Origin of the sequence: Skermania piniformis (assembly GCF_019285775.1) — a bacterium.
Lineage (GTDB): Bacteria > Actinomycetota > Actinomycetes > Mycobacteriales > Mycobacteriaceae > Skermania > Skermania pinensis.
Genome location: NZ_CP079105.1, coordinates 1,511,568 through 1,530,065, shown reverse-complemented (window position 1 = coordinate 1,530,065; position 18,498 = coordinate 1,511,568). Strand labels below are relative to the sequence as shown.

The window sequence follows — 18,498 nt, the reverse complement described above, 5'->3', positions numbered from 1 at the left end:
AGTTGTAACGCATCGCGGGCAACGAGTAGGCAGCCCGCCGGCAATCGGCGTCCATTCTGTCACATCGTTACCGCAAGCTGCGCCTGTCTCTGCACAATCGACATCAATACAAAGACAATGAATACCAGCACCATTATCGACAGATCTAGCCGAAATCCACCCAGCGAGATCGGCGGAATGAGCCTACGGAGTAGCTTCACCGGCGGATCGGTGACCGTGAAGATCGCTTCCAACACCACCACGACCACACCGCGCGGGTGCCAGTCGCGCGCGAAGCCACGGACGAACTCGATGATGATCCGGCCGATCAAGAGCAACCAGAACAACATGAGAGCGTAGTAGAGAACTACCCACAAGGCCACGGGACCACTTTGCCTGACGAAGCCCGGACGATCAAAACCGCCGCCGAACGAGCGACCGCTACTGGCTGTAGAACCCGGTCTCGGCGATCCGCCGCCGATCCTCTGCGGACACATCGATATCGGCCGGTGAAAGCAGGAACACCTTGGTCGCGACCTTGTCGAAGGATCCGCGCAAGGCGAATGCCAGGCCGGCCGCGAAATCCACCAGACGCTTGGCATCGGCGTTGCTCAGCTCGACCAGATCCATGATCACCGGCGAGCCGTCGCGGAACCGTTCGCCGATCGTGCACGCCTCGGTATAGTCGCGGGGCCGCAGCGTGGTGATCTTGGACAGCGGCCCGCCGTCGTCCACCGCCGGACGACGCTCCTCGATCCGGGTCTCCACCGCCAACGCGCCTCGGGTCACCACCCGCGGGACCGGCGCGGCGACTCGCGGCGCCCGCTGCGGCAGGGCGTCCAGCCGCGCGGTCTCGGACCGCGGCGCCCGCCGAGGCAGGTCGTAACCGGGCTCGTACCCGCGCTCGGCCGGGCCGTCCTCGTGTTCGTAACTCGACCGGCGGGCCGCGTACGAGCCTTGGTAAGCGGGCTCGCGATACTCCGCCTCGACCACCTCGGCGTACTCTTCCCGAACCGGGCGCGGCGCCCGCCGGGGCAACGGCTCGTCCAGGTAGTCGTCCTCGTAGTCGTCGAGCGGGACCATCCCGAAGTAGGCCTTGAACTTGTGCAGAGTGCTCATGTATGGACCTTCCTCCGGCGTCCCCGTCGCTTGTTTCAGCTGTGACTACTGAGGCTCACGCTCTAGGTGAGAATACTGTCGGGTACCTAGCAACGCGGTACCGACACGCACGCACGTCGAACCGTGTCGTACCGCCGATTCCAGGTCCGTCGACATCCCCGCGGACCGTTCGGCGGCACCCGGATGATCGCGCAGGAGCCGCTCGTGCACCCGGGCCAACTGGGCAAACGCCAGGTCCGGCTCGGCGCCGAGCGGGGCCACCGCCATCACCCCGGCCAGCTCCAGCCCGGGCGCGGCCGCAACCCGGTCGGCCAGCTCGGCAACGTCGGACGCCGCCACCCCGCCTCGCGCCGGATCATCGTCCAGGCTGATCTGCACCAGGACCCGGAGCGCACCGTCCCGCTCGGCCGTCGCAGCGGCAGACAGCGAATCGACCAGTCGCACGCTGTCCACCGATTGCACCACGTCCGCCCAGCGCGCGACCGACCGTGCCTTGTTGCGCTGCAACCGGCCGATCATGTGCCAGGTCAGGCCGGGCACCTGCGACACCTTCACGACCGCTTCCTGATCCCGGGCCTCGGCGACAGCGGGACAGCCGAGCCCGGCGAGAATCCGGATGTCCGCCGCCGGGAAGAACTTGGTGACCGGGAGCAACGTCACCTGGTCGGGATCGCGGCCGGCCGCACGGGCAGCGGCGGACACCCGGTCACGCAGTCGAGCCAGCGCCTCGGCAAGTTCAGCCGCGCGTGTCACGCCAGATCACACTCGCGAGCCGACCGGTGGGCGCGCCCCGGCGATGACTGAACAGGTCCGGATCCTCGATCGTGCACCGGGGGTCCTGGGCAACGGTCGCCACCCCGGCCGCCAGCAACTGGCGCCGTAGGCCGGCGCGCAGATCCAGCGCCGGCGTTCCGGCGGTCGTGCTACTCGCGCTTCCCGGCAACTCCCGATCTACCTCGGCGCGCATCGCCGCGGGCACCTCGTAGCACTCGCCGCCCGCCGCCGGGCCGAGAAAGGCAGCGATCCGCTCCACCGCGGCACCCGCGGCGACCATGGAGTTCAGCACCTGCGGCACGATGCCGTCACGCGCGCCGACCCGGCCCGCGTGCGCCGCCGCGAGCACCCCGGCGGTCTCGTCGGCGAGCAGCACCGGCACGCAGTCCGCGGTCAGTACCACCAGCGCGAGGTCGGGCTCGGCGGTGACCACCGCGTCGGTCGCCGGAACCGGCGCGACCTGCGGCGCGTCTACCGTGACCACCGTCGTGCCGTGCACCTGCGCCATCCAGACCAACCGCTCGAACGGCAAGCCCAGCTGCCTGGCGAGTCGACGCCGATTACCGTCCACCGCAGCCGGATCGTCGCCGACATGATCACCGAGATTGAACGAGTCGTACGGCGCCGTCGAGACACCACCGGCCCGGCCGGTCACCACCCGCCTGATCCGCCCCGACCCCGCGGAAGATCCGCTCACCACCACTACGATCCCATCACTCCGTTCACCACCAGCACGATCGACCCGGGCTCAGCGACGCATGAACGAGGGCACGTCCACGTCGTCGTCGAGATCGGCCGGCGGCACCGGTGGCTCGGCCGGTCGGTGCGGCGCGGCCGATGCCCCACCGTGCACCGGCAGCCGAACGGTGGCGGCGTCGCCGAAGCCCGGATAGCTGCCGGCGTTCGCCGCGATTTCGGAACCGTTGCGATTACGTCCCAGGTCGAACTCGTCGGCCCGGCCACTGCCGCGCAGCTCCCGACCACCGCCGGGGTACTCGCCGCCGCGATCACCCTGATGGTAATCACCGGCGCGACCGGCGGCGATACTTCCACGACCGGACTGCGGCGGCGCCTCGACCGAGCGTCGGGAGGGGTTGCCGCTGTCGAAACCGGCGGCGATCACCGTCACCCGGACCTCGTCGCCGAGCGAATCGTCGATCACCGTGCCGAAGATGATATTCGCATCGACATGCGCCGCCTCCTGCACCAGCGACGCCGCTTCGTTGATCTCGAACAAGCCCAGGTCGGAACCGCCGGCGATGGACAGCAGCACGCCGTGCGCGCCTTCCATCGAAGCCTCCAGCAAGGGCGAGTTGATCGCCGCGGTCGCCGCCTTGATCGAGCGGCCGTCGCCCCGCGACGAACCGATCCCCATCAGCGCACTTCCCGCGCCGGACATGACGCTCTTCACATCGGCGAAGTCCACGTTGATCAGGCCGGGAGTGGTGATCAGATCGGTGATTCCCTGCACCCCGTTGAGCAGCACCTCGTCCGCGGACCGGAAAGCGTCCATCAGGCTCACCGCGGCGTCGCCGAGCTGCAGCAGCCGGTCGTTCGGAATAACGATCAAGGTATCGCAGGATTCGCGCAACGCGGTGATCCCGGCTTCGGCCTGACCACCGCGACGCTTGCCCTCGAAGGAGAACGGCCGAGTCACCACCCCGATGGTCAGCGCACCGAGCCGGCGGGCGAGGCCGGCCACCACCGGCGCCCCGCCGGTACCCGTGCCGCCACCCTCGCCGGCCGTGACGAACACCATGTCGGCGCCCTTGAGGACCTCTTCGATCTCGTCTTTATGGTCTTCGGCGGCCTTGCGACCGACCTCCGGATCAGCGCCGGCGCCGAGGCCGCGGGTCAACTCCCGACCGACGTCGAGCTTGACATCCGCGTCGCTCATCAACAGCGCCTGGGCATCGGTGTTCACCGCGATGAACTCGACACCTTTGAGACCCTGTTCGATCATCCGGTTGACGGCATTCACGCCGCCGCCGCCGATCCCGACAACCTTGATCACGGCAAGGTAGTTGTGCGGTGGCGTCATGGCTCTTTTCGCCTTCCATCGATCAAAGGGTGGGGCGGGCCGGGCGGATGACCAACTCTAAACCTCAACATCAGGTTTAATGTTATGTCAAGTGACCGACTGCAAAGACGCTAAGCGGCTACCCGGCAAACCCGGTGCAGGCGCGCCGAGCCACGCGCCGATTTTCCCGCACCCGCCCGCGGCGAACCACCGACAGCGCCGGCGCTCAGCGAACCGTCGGCAGATCCGGACTGGATACGTCGTAGGTCTGCCCCGGCTGAGCCAACAGCGGCAACGCCACCTCCACCTTGCGCGGTGAATGCTGATCGTCGCCCCAAACCAGCACCCGGTTGTCCCGGAGGGCGAACGTGATCGCCGAGAGTGACGGCACCGTGACCGCACGGATCTGATCACGCAACACCGGCGGCACCGCCGCCAGCACCGCGAGTGCCGCCGTGGTCTTCGGATCGTTCGGACCCGGATCGGGCACCGTCAGCTGTGGCAGGTTCGGCGGCGCCGGTTCGATCGCGAACTCGACCCCACCCGCGTCGAGCAGATGCGGGCCCTGCGGTGAATCGACGTAGGCCACCGGAACCCGCTCCACCACCACGATCCGGATCGTCGACGGATAGGAGCGCTGCACCCGAGCCTGCGCTACCTTCGGGATCGCAGCGACCCGGCGCGCCGCCGCGTCGATATCCACCCGGAGCAGCGGCCGGCCATCCTCGACGGCCGCCGCCGCAACGATCTGCTCCGCCGGCACCGCGGCAGCACCCTCGACCCGCACGGAACGAACCGCCAGCAAGGGCGAGAACCAGGCGACCACCGCCAGCACCGCGGCGATCAGCGCCACGACCGCCAGCACCCGCCCGACCGACCGCGCGATCGCGCGCTCCCCCCGTCGTTCCCGCCGGGCGGGCCGGTTCATCCCGGTGGCCGCGCGTGGTGCGGTCGCGCGCGCAACGCATCCAGAATCTGGCTACCCAGCATCGTGACGTCGCCCGCGCCCATGGTGATCACCACGTCACCCGGACGGGCCATCGCGGCAACCTGCCGGCCGACCCGGGACATGTCCGGTTGATAATGCACCGACCCGGTCACCGCTTGGGCCACCAACGCACCGCTGACGCCGGGAACGGGCGCCTCGCGCGCGCCGTACACATCCAGCACCACCACCTCGTCCGCCAGGCTCAACGCTGCCCCGAACTCGTCGGCGAAGGTGGCCGTACGGCTGTAGAGATGCGGCTGGAACACCACGACCACCCGACCGGGCCGGTTCGAGCCGGCCTCCTGCGATACCAGTTCGGCCGCCGCGCCGAGCACTGCCCGCACCTCGGACGGGTGGTGGGCGTAGTCGTCGAAGACCCGGACACCGTGTTCGCGGCCGGTGAACTGGAACCGCCGATGCACCCCGGCGAACCCGGACAGGCCGGCCAGGATATCGGCGATCTCGGCACCGGCGTCGCGCGCGGCCAGGATCGCGCCGAGCGCGTTCAACGCCATGTGGCGGCCCGGCACGGCGAGCCGCAGGGTGCGCGGCGCCGCCTCCCCGGTGAACTGGAACTGCGCCACGCCCCCCACATCGCGCGGCTCCCAGCTGCGCAGCCACACCGCGACCGGCAAGCTTTCGTGCTCCGGCGTCGTGCCGTAACCCAGCACCCGGACATCCCCGCCCCGATCGAGGACCCGCCGGGCGAGCGCGGCCGAGCCCGGATCGTCCAGGCAGACCACCAGCAACCCGCCCGGACGCAACCGGGCTACGAAATCGTCGAACACCTGGACGTAGGCAGCCTCGCTACCGTAGAAATCCAGGTGATCGGCCTCGATATTGGTGATCACCACGACGTTCGGGTCGTACTGCAGCAACGACCCGTCGCTTTCGTCGGCCTCGGCGACGAACACGTCGCCGCTGCCGTGATGGGCATTGGTCCCGGCCTCGTTCAACTCACCGCCGACGGCGAACGAGGGGTCGAAGCCGCAATGCTGCAACGCCACGATCAGCATCGACGTGGTCGAGGTCTTGCCGTGGGTACCGGACACCAGCAACGTACGCTGGCCGCGCATCAAGGTGGCCAGCACCGCCGGACGCAGCACCACCGGAATCCCCCGGCGCGCCGCCTCGACCAGCTCCGGATTGTCCTTCGGGATCGCCGCATGGGTGGTGACCACCGCGGTCGGGCCACCGGGGAGCAGGTCCAGCGCGGACGCGTCGTGGCCGATCCGGACGTCGGCACCGCGCGCGCGCAGCGACAGCACCGCGCGGCTCTCCTTCGCGTCCGACCCGGACACCGCGCCCCCCCGGGCGAGCAGGATGCGGGCGATCCCCGACATCCCGGCCCCACCGATCCCCACCATGTGCACGCGGGACAGTTCCTGGGGAAGCTGGATCACTCCAGGGGTGTTCACAGCGCCGCCACCTCTGCTCTCGATGGTCGGTTCCGGCTCCGCTCCGGTCCTCGCTCGTTCCTCGCTGCGATCCTCACTGCGCCGCCACCTCTGTTCTCGATGGTCGGTTCCGGCTCCGCTCCGGTCCTCGCTCGTTCCTCGCTGCGATCCTCACTGCGCCGCCACCTCCAACACGATTCGCGCAACGTCGTCTGCCGCGTCACGATGTCCCGCGCCGGCCGCGGCCCGGCCCATCGCCTGCAACTGCGCCGGATCGCGCAGCACCGGGATGATCCGGTCGACGACATAGTCGGGCGTCAGCTCGGCGTCGCGGACGATTGTTCCACCCCCTGCGGACGCCACCGGCGCAGCGTTCAGCTCCTGCTCGCCGTTACCGTGCGGCAACGGGACGTACCAGGCGGGCAGCCCGACCGCCGACACCTCCGCCACGGTCATCGCGCCGGCCCGGCAGATCACTGCGTCCGCGGCCGCGTACGCCAGGTCCATTCGGGACAGATAATCGACCGCGACGTACGGCGCCCCCGGCGTCGGTTCGGGCAGCTCGACGGTGTTCTTGGCGCCGTGTGCGTGGAGCACCGAAATGCCTGCGGCGGCAAGCTTCTCGGCCGCTCCGGAGACCGCCGAATTCAGCTTGGCGGCCCCCTGCGAACCACCGAAGACGAGCAGTACCGGACCGTCGTCGGGCAGCCCGAAACCGGCCCGCGCGCCGGCCCGGAAGGCCTCTCGATCGAGCTCGGCGATCGTCGAGCGCACCGGGATGCCGATCTGCTCGGCGTCGGTTCTGCCGCGGGCCCGGACGCCGGCCCCCGGCACGGCGGCCAGCACCCGGGTAGCGAACCGAGCCCCGACCCGGTTCGCCAGACCGGCCTTCGCATTCGCCTCGTGCACCACGATCGGCACCCGGTCCGCGCCGCGACCGGCTGCCAGATAGGCCGGCAAGGCGACGTAACCGCCGAATCCGACCACCACATCCGCCTCGACCTCACGCAGCACCGCCCGAGTCCGCCGAACCGCCGTGGCTACCCGGCCGGGCAGCCGCAGCAGATCCAGGGTCGGCTTGCGCGGCAACGGCACCGGCGGGATCAACTCCAACGGGTAACCCCGCTCCGGCACCAGCCGGGTCTCCAAACCACGCGCCGTGCCGAGCGCGGTGACCCGCGCACCCGGTACCAGGCGGCGGATCGCGTCCGCCACGGCCAGCGCCGGCTCGATATGTCCGGCGGTTCCGCCGCCTGCGACGACAACCGACAATCCGCTGCTCAACGCACCGATCCTCGCTCCCGATAACCGGCGGGCCGGGCCGCCGGACCCCGTGACCGCCCGTTCCCGGCCCGCGGCGCGGCGGAACGCAGTCCACCCGCCGGAGCGGGCGACCGCCGAACCGCCGGGCGCCGAGTGGCCGAAGGACGCCGGGGTGAGGTGTATGGCTGCGGCTTGGGTAGCCGCAGTAACTTGCTGAACCGGCCGTCCTGGCCGGCTGCCAACGCGGCGATCGACTCCGGTTCGTGTCGGGCCGCGCTGGCAATCAAGCCGAACATGAACAACGTGATCGCCAACGACGACCCGCCGTAGGAGACCAACGGTAATTGCTGACCGGTCACCGGCAACAAGCCCACCACATAGCCGATGTTGATGAACGCCTGGGCGGTGATCCACACCGTGCCGGTGGCGGCCAGCAGTTGCAGGAACGGGTCCACGTTGCGCGCCGCGATCCGCAGTCCGATGTAGGCGAACAAGGCGAAGAGCGCGATCAATGCCAGCCCGCCGAGGAAACCCAGTTCCTCGCCGATGATGGCGAAGATGAAGTCGTTGTGCGAGTTCGGCAGGTAACTCCATTTCGCCCGGCTCTGCCCCAACCCCACCCCGAACCAGTGCCCGTCGGCGAGTGAGAACTGCGCCTGTCGCGCTTGGTAGCCGATCCCCTGCGGATCGTGGCCGGGGTTGAAGAAGGCCTTCATCCGGTCCGAGCGGTAGCCGGCGCTCAACGCGAGCAACACCGCACCGGTCGCGCCGGCGGCAACCACCGACAGGAACATCCGGGCCGGCAGACCACCGAACCACATCAGCGCAGCCAGGATGATCCCGATCGCGATCGCGGTGGACAGGTTCGGCTGCAACACCACGAGAACGCACACGAACACCGCTGCCGGGACCAGTGGCACCACCAGCTGACGCCAACCGGCTCGGTCCACTCGCCGGACCGCGAGCAGGTGTGCCCCCCACAACGCCAGGGCAACCTTGACGATCTCGGACGGTTGGATCGACACCGGACCGAGCATGAACCAGCGCCGGGCGCCTTGCGCCTCCACCCCGATCCCGGGAATGAGCACCAGCACCAGCAACGTCACCGATCCGGCGAACAACGGGAACGCCGCCGCCCGCAACAACCGGACCGGCAACCGCAGCGCCAGATAGAACAACGCGGTACCGAGCGCGGCGTACATCGCCTGTTGGGTGAACATCGAATAGGCCGACCCACCATCGGCATAGGACTCGACGCTGGACGCGGAGAGCACCATGACCAGGCCGAGCACGGTGAGCAGTACCGCGATGGTGACCACCAGGTGGAACGATGCCAGTGGACGAGCAAGCCAACCACCGAGCCGGGCGAAGACCGGACCGACCGCGGCGAGCCGGCTCGGGCCGGCCGACCGGGTCTGTGCCTGCGTCCGGGTCCGGCGCTCGGGCCGGGACCGGACGGTCGTCATCGCCCGGAACCCACGTCGGCCGGGGTCAACCGACGCGCCGCAGCAGCAAAACTGTCCCCGCGATGGCCGTACGAGACGAACATGTCCAGCGACGCAGCGGCCGGCGCGAGCAGCACGACATCTCCCGGCCGAGCGAACGCGGCGGCCGTCCGCACCGCGCGGCCCATCACCGCGTCAGCGGACTCGACTCCCCCCGCTGAGTCGCCCGTCCCACCGATCTCACCAGATACTGCAGTCACAGAAGTATCGTCACCCGCGCGCAGCACAACCACCGGTACATCCGGGGCGTGTCGGGTTACCGCATCCGCGATCCGCTGCGCATCGGCGCCGAGCAGGATCACCGCCACCAGCCGATCGGCGACCTCGACGACCAACTCGTCCACCGCCGCACCCTTGAGCAGGCCACCGGCCAGCCATATCACCCGCCGATGCGATAGCAACGACGACCGCGCTGCATGCGGATTGGTGGCCTTGGAGTCGTCGACGAACTCGACGCCACCCAGTTCCCGGACGAACGCGGCCCGATGCGGTCCCACCCGGTGCGTGGCCAAGCCCACGGCCACCGCCGGCGCCGGTACCCCGATGGCCCGGGCGAGCGCCGCCGCCGCCAATGCGTTCAGCACCCCGGCCGGGCCGGGCGGACTGATCGCCGATACCGGGCCCAGATCGGCCGCGGACGCGAACGCCCGATCGGTCAACTGCCCGCCCAGCACCCCGAGCTCGCCCGGGGCCGGCTCACCGAGCCGGAAACCGACGATCCGCTCGGCGGGGGCGGAGTCGGCCAAAGCCGCCGCGATCGGATCGTCGAGGCCGACCACGGCGACCCGGCCGGTAAGCGCGCGCGCCTTCGCAGCGACGTAACCGGCCATCCCGCCGTGCCAGTCCAGATGGTCTTCGGCGATGTTGAGCACCACGCCGGCGGCCGGGCGCACCGATGGCGCCCAGTACAGCTGGAACGAGGACAACTCGACGGCCAGCACGTCCGCCCGACCGGCCCGGATCGCCTCGACCACCGGCAGCCCGATGTTCCCGCAGGCGATCGCGTTCCGTCCGGCCGCGGCCAGGACCGACGCCAGCATCGCCGTGGTGGTGGTCTTGCCGTTGGTCCCGGTGACGACCAGCCATTGCCGGGGCGATCCGTAGCGCCGGGATCGGTCCAACAGCCAGGCGAACTCGACGTCGCCGATCACCGGGACCCCGTGCGCCGCGGCCGCGAGCGCCAGCGGCGCCGCCGGTGCCACCCCGGGACTGACGATCACCAGCGCGAAATCCCGCCCGGCCGGGCCGGCGAACGCGGCGTCGTCGATCGTGCCCAGGCCGGCCGCTGCCGCCTCGGCCAACGAGCCCGGACGTGCATCGGTGACCGAAATCCGGGCGCCGAGTTCACGCAGCGGCTCGATCAGGGCGCGACCGGAGATCCCCCAGCCCGCGACCAGTACCGGCGCCCCGGCCAACGCGGCCAGGTCCGGGGTGCGGGCTGCCACATCCGTCCGCATCAGGTACCGGTCGCCGTCAGATATTCACCGTAGAACAGCGCCATACCGATCACCGAGGCGATCGCCGCGAGCAACCAGAACCGGATGATCACCGTTGTCTCGGCCCAGCCGCCCAATTCGAAGTGGTGATGGAACGGGGCCATCCGGAAAACCCGTCTTCGGATCGAGCGGAACACCGCGACCTGGATCACCACGCTGATCGCCTCCGCGACGAACAACGCGCCGATCACGATCATCAGCAGCTCGGTCCGGGTGGTGATCGACAGTCCCGCCAGCATGCCGCCGAGGGCCAGCGAGCCGGTGTCACCCATGAAGATCTGCGCCGGCGCGGCGTTCCACCACAAGAACCCGATGCACGCCGCGGCGCCGGCACTGCACAGCAGTGCCAGGTCGAGCGGATCGCGGACGTCGTAGCAGCCCTTCCCCGGATGGGTTTCACACGCGTACCGGTACTGCCAGAAGGTGATCAACACATAGGCGCCGAGCACGAAGCCCATCGAGCCGGCGGCGAGCCCGTCCAGCCCATCGGTGAGGTTCACCGCGTTCGACCAGGCGCTGATGATCATGTAACACCAGACCACGAACAGCAGTGCGCCGATCGACACCGTGGTGATGTCTCGCACATAGGACAGGTGTGTGCTGCCCGGAGTGAGCCCGCTTGCCCCGGGGAACTGCAATGCCAGGATGGCGAAGATCACCGCCGCGGCCAATTGACCGATCAGTTTGGCGGTCTTGTTCAGGCCGAGGTTGCGCTGCTTGCGGATCTTGATGAAGTCGTCGAGGAAACCGACCCCACCGAGCACCGTCGTCAAACCGAGCACCAGGATGCCCGACGCGGACGGACCGGCCCAACCGTTGGCGGCGCCGATCAGGTGCGCGCCCCAGTACCCGGCCCACAGGCCGGCCAGGATCGCCACCCCGCCCATCGTGGGCGTGCCCCGTTTGGATTGATGCGACGCCGGCCCCTCCAGCCGGATCTCCTGGCCGAAGCCTTGTCGGGAGAATGCCTTGATCAGCGCTGGGGTGAGCAGGATCGACACCGCAAGCGCGATCGCCGCCGCGAACAGAATCTGGATCATCTAGCGAACGCCCCCGGTCAGCGTCTCGGCCGTCAACGTCTCCGCGACCGACCACAGCCCTTCGGCCTGAGACGCCTTCACCAGCACCAGATCCCCGGGCGCCAATTCGGCGTGCAACAGGGCGAGCGCGGCATCCGGATCCGGCACCAGCACCGATTCGCCACCCCAGGAACCCTCCAGCACCGCCGAGTGATGCATCGCGTGGGCGGGCCGAGAGTCGCCGACGACGATCAACCGGTCGACAGCGAGCCGAACCACCTGCCGGCCGACCCCGTCGTGCTCGACCACCGAGTCGGCGCCCAGCTCACCCATCTCGCCGAGCACGGCCCAGGTGCGGCGGGCAGGCGCGGTCGACCGCGCCATCGTGACCAGTGCCTTCAACGCTGCTCGCACCGAATCCGGATTGGCGTTGTAGGAATCGTTGATCACGGTCACCCCGTCGCCCCGGGTGCGGACGTCCATCCGTCGCCGCGACGCCGGGCTCGCCCCGCCCAGCGCGGTGACCACCTGCTCCAGCGAGGCGCCACACTCCAGCGCCACCGCGGCCGCGGCCAGGGCGTTGCCCACCTGATGCTCGCCGTGCACGGCCAGCGCGACGTCCGCCCGACCGGCCGGACAGACCAGAGTGAACCGCGGTCGGGCCAGCTCGTCGGTGCGGACGTCGACGGCCCGGATGTCGGCCTTCTCGGCGGTGCCGACCAGACAGATCCGGGCACGCGTCCGCGCCGCCATACCGAGGACCAGCGGATCGTCGGCGTTGAGCACCGCGAGCCCGTCCGGCGGTAACGCCGCGACCAGTTCCCCCTTGGTCTGCGCGATCGTCTCGCGCGAACCGAACTCGCCCAGATGGGCCGTGCCCACATTGAGCACCACGCCGATTCGCGGCGGCGCGATCGCCGCCAGCGCCGCGATGTGACCCGGCCCGCGAGCCGACAGCTCCAGCACCAGAAATCGAGTATCGACGCCCGCGCGGAGCACCGTCCAGGGATGTCCCAGCTCGTTGTTGAACGAGCCGGGCGGCGCCACGGTCGGTCCGAGCGGCGCCAGCACCGCGGCGAGCAGATCTTTGGTCGAGGTCTTGCCGGACGAGCCGGTCACGCCGATCACCGTGAGGCCGGCCCGGCTGCCGTCGGCCGACCCGGCGGCGGCCAGGCGATCCACCGAGAGCCGGGCCAACCTCGCCAGGGCGCCGAGCACCGCGACACCGGAACCGGTGACGTCGTGTTCCAACGCCATCGCGTGGCTCTGTGCGGCCTGCGCCCGGTCGGCCTCGGTCGGGGTCACCACAACGGCCGGCACGCCGACCGGACGGGCGGCGAGCACCGCCACCGCACCGGCGGCGACCGCGGCCGCGGCATGGTCGTGCCCATCGGTCCGCGCGCCGGGCAACGCCAGGAACAGGCCGCCCGGCCCGAGTTCGCGGGAGTCGAACTCGACCGTCCCGGTCACTGCGACGTCCGGATCCGGTACGTCGTGCAGCACCCCGCCGACCGCGTCCGCGATCGCCGCCAGGGTCAGCGGGACCATTGCGCCAGCCGGCGGTCGAGTGCGGCCGCGAGCACCTCGCGGTCGTCGAACGGATACTTCACCCCGGCGATCTCCTGACCTGTCTCGTGCCCCTTGCCGGCGACCAACACGACGTCTCCGGCACGTGCCCACGCCACCGCCTCGGCGATCGCCACCGCGCGATCGCCGATCTCGCTCACCTCGGCACGACCGTGCTCGGCGTCGGCGCCACCCCGCACCGCGCTCCGGATCAGCGCCGGATCCTCGGTGCGCGGGTTGTCGTCGGTGATCACCAGCCAATCGGCCAGCCGCGCCGCCACCGCACCCATCATCGGTCGCTTCGCCGAATCCCGGTCACCGCCGGCGCCGACGACAACCGCAATCCGGCCATCGACATATTGGCGCAGCGTACCGAGCACCTTCTCCAGCGCATCGGGCTTGTGCGCGTAATCCACCACGGCGAGGAAGTCCTGCCCGCGGTCGATCTTCTGCACCCGGCCCGGCACATCCACGTTCTCGATGCCGCGCGCCGCAACCGTCGGCGGCACCCCGACAGCTGCGCAGATCGCCAGCGCCAGAAGCGCATTGGTCACGTTGTAGCGCCCGGGTAACCGCACCCCGGCGTGCGCCGCGGACGCCGGGCCGACCACCTCGAACGATTGCGAGCCGCTGCGCTCGGTGAACACGTCGGTGGCCGTCCAGTCCGCCGCGCGGCCGGTCGCCGACACCGTCTGCACGGTGCTACCGGCCAGCTCGGCCATGCGTATACCCCAGGCGTCGTCGATCACGACGATCGAGCGGGCCGCCCGGACCGGCGACGCGGGGTCGAACAAACGGGCCTTCGCGGCGAAGTAGTCCTCGAAATCGGCGTGGAAGTCCAGGTGGTCCTGGGACAGATTGGTGAATGCCCCGACCGCGAAGCTCACGCCGGCGACCCGGCCGAGCGCCAGCGCGTGACTGGACACTTCCATCACCACCGTGTCCACGCCCTGCTCCAGCATCGCGGCGAACAGCGCGTGTAGCTGCGGCGCCTCCGGGGTGGTCAGCGCGCTGGGCACCCGGTCGCCGCGCAACTTCGTTTCGATCGTACCGACCAGCCCGACCGTCCGGCCGGCCGCCAGCAACCCGGCCTCGACCAGATATGCCGTGGTGGTTTTGCCGGAGGTGCCGGTGATGCCGATCACTTCGAGCCGCTGCGAGGGATCTCCGTAGATCGACGCGGACACCTCGCCGAGCACGTCGCGGGGCCGCTCGTGGACCAGCACCGGCACGCTCAGCTCGCCGGCCTGCCGAGCCCCGTCGGGGTCGGTCAGCACCGCGACCGCACCCCGCTCGATCGCGTCCGCGACGAACCGCACGCCGTGGGTTCGGTCGCCCGGCAAGGCGGCGAACAGATCTCCCGGTTGCACCGCGGTCGAGCGGTGCTCGATTCCGGTCACCGTGACGTTCGACGGCGCCAGCAACCGACCGCCGGCCAGCTCGGCCAACTTGTCCAGCTGGGTGATCGGCGGCGTGGTGGGGCGGAGCACGGACATCGACCAGCTCCTCTCGAACAGGCCCACATTTCCTGGGGTCGACAATCTGTCGACGACATCGACGACGGCAGCCGTTACCGACCGTAGACATTACCGACCGACGAGAACACTAGCGGCCGCCGGTCGAGCCGACGCCTGCCGGGTTGGCTTGCTCCCGAACCCGGTCAGCTCGCCTGCAGGACCAGCGGACGCGGCAGCGGCGGGGACAGTGGCACGCTGTCGCGCTGTAACGCCCACGAAGCAATACTGTGGAACAACGGGGCTGCAGACTGCCCACCGCTGCCGTCCGAACTGCGCTGGGGAGCGTCGAGCATGATCCCGACCACATACCGCGGGCTGTCCGCCGGAGCCATCCCGGCGAAGGTGATCCAGTAGCTGGAGTTGGAGTAGCACTTGCAGCTCGGATCGACCTGCTGCGCGGTGCCGGTCTTGCCCGCGACCTGGTATCCCTCGATCCCGGCCGGTACCCCGGTGCCCTGCTGGACGCCCATCGGGTCGTGCTGGGTCACCGCCTGGAACATGGTGCGCAGCGCGGCCGCGGTGTGATCGCTGACCACCCGCACCCCGTCCGGAATCGGCGTCTCGGTCCGGCTGCCGTCCGCCGCCACGGTGGCCCGCACGATCCGGGGCGGCACCCGCACCCCGTCGTTGGCAATCGCCTGGTACATCCCGGTCATCTGCAGCAGCGTCATCGACAGGCCCTGGCCGATCGGCAGGTTCGCGAAGGTGCTGCCCGACCATTGGTCGCGGTCCGGCACCGAGCCCGCGCTCTCACCGGGCAACCCGACGTCGGTGCGCTGGCCCAGTCCCATCTTCTGCATCACATCCCACCAGCGATCCTCGCCGACCCGCTGCGCCAGCATCAGGGTGCCGACGTTGGACGACTTGCCGAACACTCCGGTGGTGGTATAAGGCGCCACGGCGTGGGCCCAGGCATCGTTGACCGTCACCCCGCCCATTCGGATGCTGCCGGGCACATGCAGCACCTCGTCGGGGTTGGTCACGTTGTATTCGATCGCCGCGGCCGCGGTGATCACCTTGTTCACCGAGCCGGGCTCGAACGGCGTGCTCACCGGCAGGTTGCCCAACTGCGCACTCTTGGGGTTGTTGCCGACGCCGATCGCGGGATTGAAGGTGCCGTCGTTGCTCATCGCCAGCACTTCGCCGGTCTTCGCGTCCAACACCACGGCGGAGGCGTTGCGCGCACCGGACATGTTCTTGGCCTGCTGCACCTGCTGCTGCACGTAGTACTGCAGATCCGAGTCCAGGGTGAGCTCCACCCCGGAGCCGTTCACCGCCGGCTGACGATCCCGAGTGCTGCCGGGGATGACCGCTCCGTCCGAGCCGCGGTCGTAGGTCTGCGAGCCGTCGGTTCCGGCCAAGGTCGCGTCCATCGAGGACTCCAGCCCGAGCAGCCCGTGGTTGTCCCAGCCGGTGGCCCCGACGACGTTCGCCGCCAGCGAGCCGCCCGGGTATTCCCGCAGATCCTGGCGTTCCAACCCGACCTCGGGAAACTCCTCGTTGATCCCCGCCGCGACGGCCGGATCGACATTGCGCGCCAGGTAGGCGAACGAGTCGTTGCCGCGCAGCTTGGCCAACAGGTCTTTGGTCGGGGCAAGGTTACCCAGTTTGGCGTGAATCGCGTTCGCGATCGCCTGCAGCCGCTGGTCCGGTTCGGGCGCCCGATCGCCGGCGGCGGCTCGGGCTGCGGCCAGTTCCGTGCGTACCCGGACCGGCTGGAAGGTGAGCGCCTTCGCTTCGATGGTGAAGGCCAGCGGCCGACCCGCCCGATCGGTGATCGCACCGCGGGTGGCCGGGTCGATCGTGGTCACCGCGCGCTGATCGGCGGCCTGTGCCGAGAGCCGACCGGATGCGATGCCCTGCAACCAGAGCAGCTGTAGCGCCGCGACGATCAGCGCGAGCAGCACGACCACTCGGCCGACCCGGAATCGGAAGCGCATCGAGCCGTCGATACCCCGAACTCGGCGCCGCCGGGCCGCGCCCGCGGTGCTCATCGGGCAGCTGCTCGGGTTGCCGGGGCAACCGGGGTCGGCACCGGACCGGTCGGCGGCGGCGCAGTCGGTCCGGTCTGGGGGGTCGGTGGGGTCGGTGTCGCAGCCGCTGTCGCCGATCCGGCGATCGTGGCCGGTACCAGTTGATCCTGCTGCGCGCCCGCGGCCGGAACCGATGCGGTCGGCGGCGTGACCGGAACCAGGACACCGGCGACAGCGCCGGGCGGACGGACCGGCACCGGGGTTTCGGCCGGGCCGCGGGATACCGGTGGGTCCAGCAGCGGAGCGGGCGGCCCCTGGGCTACCTGCGGGTCGCCGACCACCGTCACCGAGCCGTCCGGCCCGACGAGCAGCCGTGCTGGGTCCGGCGCCGGAATCATGCCGAGCTCCCGAGCCCGAGCAGCCAGTTCGGGAGCGGAGTTGCCGGCCTCCACATCGCGCTGCAACGCAGCCCGCTCTTCGATCCGGCGCTGGTTGTCGGCGCGGGCAGCGCCGAGCTGGTAACTGTCCTCGGCGGAACGAGTCGTGAGCAGCAGGGTCAGCGCCAGCCCGCAACCGAGCAGGCCGATCACCGCAGCCACGAACGGAATACGCGCCGCGAGCCGCCCGGCGCGGCGCGGCAGCACCCCGCCGGGCGCGCTCGCCCGTTGCTGACGCCGCTGGTACGCGCGTTGCGCAGCTGTCGTACCGCGGCCTCGTCGCGCCGCCCGGCCGGTGTCGCCGGAGCGCTTGTCGGTGTCCTTCGCGCGCGTATCGGTGTCCTTCGCGCGCGTATCGGTGTCGCTCGAGCGTTTGTCGGTGGCCCGCGAGCCGTCGATCACTGCCGTCATGCCGCGGTCCTCCTGGCCACACGAACCGCTGCGCGCATACGCACCGGCGCCGATCTGGGATTACGTTCGATCTCCGGTGCGTCGGCACGCTCCGCGCCCCGGGTGAGCAGCCGCAGCTCCGGCCCCATCCCGGGCAGTTCCACCGGCAGGCCGACCGGTGTGCGCGAGGTCGCGGCCCGGCTCAGTTCCTGCTTGACCACTCGATCTTCGAGCGACTGGTACGACATGACGACCAGCCGGCCGCCGATCACCAGGGCGTCCACCGCTGCCGGCAGCGCGGCGCGCAGCGATTCCAGCTCGGCGTTGACCGCCACCCGCAGTGCCTGAAAGGTGCGCTTGGCCGGGTGCCCGCCGGTCCGGCGAGTTGCCGCCGGCACCGAGTCGTAGATCAATTCGACCAGGGCCGCGCTCGTCACGAACGGCTCCCGCGCCCGCCGCCGGACCACCGCGGCCGCGATCCGGCCGGCGAATCGCTCTTCGCCGTACTCCTTCAAGATCCGGGCAAGGTCGGCCCGGCTCGCGGTATTGAGCAGATCGGCCGCGGTCGGGCCGGAGTTCGGATCCATCCGCATATCCAGCGGGGCATCCACCGCATAGGCGAAACCGCGGGCCGCTTCGTCCAACTGCATCGAGGACACGCCCAGGTCGAACAGAATCGCATCCACCGAGTCCGACCCGGCCAGTCCCGCGGACGCCAGCGCCGTCGTGAGACCGTCGTAGCGGGTGTGGACCAGCGTGAGCCGATCGGCGAACCGGGCCAGCCGCGCGGCGGTCGACGCCAAGGCTGCCGGATCGCGATCGAGACCGATCAACCGCAGCGTGGGGTAGGTAGTAAGGAAATGCTCGGCATGACCGCCGAGACCCACCGTGGCATCGACGAATATCGGTCGGGCACAGTCTTGTAGGGCGGGCCCGAGCAGTTCGTCGGCCCGGGCCAGCAGCACCGGCACATGCCTCGGCCGCTCGGCCGAGGCGGCGGCACCTGGATCACACGCCACCAGGTCCTCCGTCCTGCGTTTTCCTGGGTGGGCAGT

Annotated in this window: 16 protein-coding genes; all 16 read right to left on the bottom strand. The window is 70.1% G+C overall.

The window, feature by feature from the left end; all coding sequences use genetic code 11:
* Nucleotides 1-59: 59 nt before the first annotated feature.
* Nucleotides 60-362 (bottom strand): YggT family protein, encoded by a 303-nt coding sequence (locus tag KV203_RS07080; RefSeq protein WP_066473137.1) that lies wholly within the window; start codon nt 360-362, stop codon nt 60-62.
* 58 nt (nt 363-420) lie between these two features.
* Nucleotides 421-1,098, bottom strand: a complete 678-nt coding sequence (locus KV203_RS07075) for a cell division protein SepF (RefSeq protein WP_066473135.1) — start codon at nt 1,096-1,098, stop codon at nt 421-423.
* Between the two features lie 45 nt (nt 1,099-1,143).
* Nucleotides 1,144-1,851, bottom strand: coding sequence for a YggS family pyridoxal phosphate-dependent enzyme (locus KV203_RS07070; protein WP_066473133.1), 708 nt, complete (start codon nt 1,849-1,851; stop codon nt 1,144-1,146).
* Nucleotides 1,835-2,569: a peptidoglycan editing factor PgeF gene (gene pgeF, locus KV203_RS07065; RefSeq protein ID WP_066473297.1), complete on the bottom strand. Its 735-nt coding sequence runs from the start codon at nt 2,567-2,569 to the stop codon at nt 1,835-1,837. Before pgeF ends, KV203_RS07070 begins: the two co-directional genes overlap by 17 nt.
* A 51-nt stretch (nt 2,570-2,620) precedes the next feature.
* Entirely contained in the window at nt 2,621-3,913 is a 1,293-nt protein-coding gene (gene ftsZ / locus KV203_RS07060) for a cell division protein FtsZ (protein ID WP_066473124.1), read from the bottom strand.
* 205 nt (nt 3,914-4,118) lie between these two features.
* A complete protein-coding gene (locus tag KV203_RS07055; RefSeq protein WP_066473294.1) occupies nt 4,119-4,757 on the bottom strand; it encodes a cell division protein FtsQ/DivIB in 639 nt (212 codons plus the stop codon).
* A gap of 59 nt (nt 4,758-4,816) precedes the next feature.
* The gene (gene murC / locus KV203_RS07050) at nt 4,817-6,247 is read right to left on the bottom strand and encodes a UDP-N-acetylmuramate--L-alanine ligase (RefSeq protein ID WP_066473291.1); all 1,431 of its coding nucleotides are present in this window, start codon (nt 6,245-6,247) and stop codon (nt 4,817-4,819) included.
* A 201-nt stretch (nt 6,248-6,448) separates the two neighbouring features.
* Nucleotides 6,449-7,570 (bottom strand): undecaprenyldiphospho-muramoylpentapeptide beta-N-acetylglucosaminyltransferase, encoded by a 1,122-nt coding sequence (murG, locus tag KV203_RS07045; protein ID WP_066473288.1) that lies wholly within the window; start codon nt 7,568-7,570, stop codon nt 6,449-6,451.
* A complete protein-coding gene (ftsW, locus tag KV203_RS19575; RefSeq protein ID WP_306303595.1) occupies nt 7,558-9,006 on the bottom strand; it encodes a putative lipid II flippase FtsW in 1,449 nt (482 codons plus the stop codon). The genes murG and ftsW overlap by 13 nt, the downstream gene beginning before the upstream one ends.
* A complete protein-coding gene (gene murD / locus KV203_RS07040; protein ID WP_066473122.1) occupies nt 9,003-10,502 on the bottom strand; it encodes a UDP-N-acetylmuramoyl-L-alanine--D-glutamate ligase in 1,500 nt (499 codons plus the stop codon). The genes ftsW and murD overlap by 4 nt, the downstream gene beginning before the upstream one ends.
* Complete coding sequence (gene mraY / locus KV203_RS07035) at nt 10,502-11,581, bottom strand: phospho-N-acetylmuramoyl-pentapeptide-transferase (RefSeq protein WP_066473120.1); 1,080 nt, start codon at nt 11,579-11,581, stop codon at nt 10,502-10,504. The genes murD and mraY overlap by 1 nt, the downstream gene beginning before the upstream one ends.
* On the bottom strand, nt 11,582-13,108 hold the full coding sequence (locus KV203_RS07030; protein ID WP_066473118.1) for a UDP-N-acetylmuramoyl-tripeptide--D-alanyl-D-alanine ligase: 1,527 nt from the start codon (nt 13,106-13,108) through the stop codon (nt 11,582-11,584). It lies immediately after the preceding gene.
* Nucleotides 13,096-14,622 carry a UDP-N-acetylmuramoyl-L-alanyl-D-glutamate--2,6-diaminopimelate ligase gene (locus KV203_RS07025; protein ID WP_083530239.1) on the bottom strand — a complete coding sequence of 509 codons (1,527 nt, stop codon included), beginning with the start codon at nt 14,620-14,622 and terminating at the stop codon, nt 13,096-13,098. The genes KV203_RS07030 and KV203_RS07025 overlap by 13 nt, the downstream gene beginning before the upstream one ends.
* Before the next feature lie 164 nt (nt 14,623-14,786).
* The gene (locus KV203_RS07020; protein WP_066473116.1) at nt 14,787-16,637 is read right to left on the bottom strand and encodes a peptidoglycan D,D-transpeptidase FtsI family protein; all 1,851 of its coding nucleotides are present in this window, start codon (nt 16,635-16,637) and stop codon (nt 14,787-14,789) included.
* A complete protein-coding gene (gene ftsL, locus KV203_RS07015) occupies nt 16,634-17,464 on the bottom strand; it encodes a cell division protein FtsL (protein WP_066473114.1) in 831 nt (276 codons plus the stop codon). The genes KV203_RS07020 and ftsL overlap by 4 nt, the downstream gene beginning before the upstream one ends.
* Complete coding sequence (rsmH, locus tag KV203_RS07010; RefSeq protein ID WP_066473112.1) at nt 17,461-18,465, bottom strand: 16S rRNA (cytosine(1402)-N(4))-methyltransferase RsmH; 1,005 nt, start codon at nt 18,463-18,465, stop codon at nt 17,461-17,463. Before rsmH ends, ftsL begins: the two co-directional genes overlap by 4 nt.
* Between the last annotated feature and the right edge of the window lie 33 nt (nt 18,466-18,498).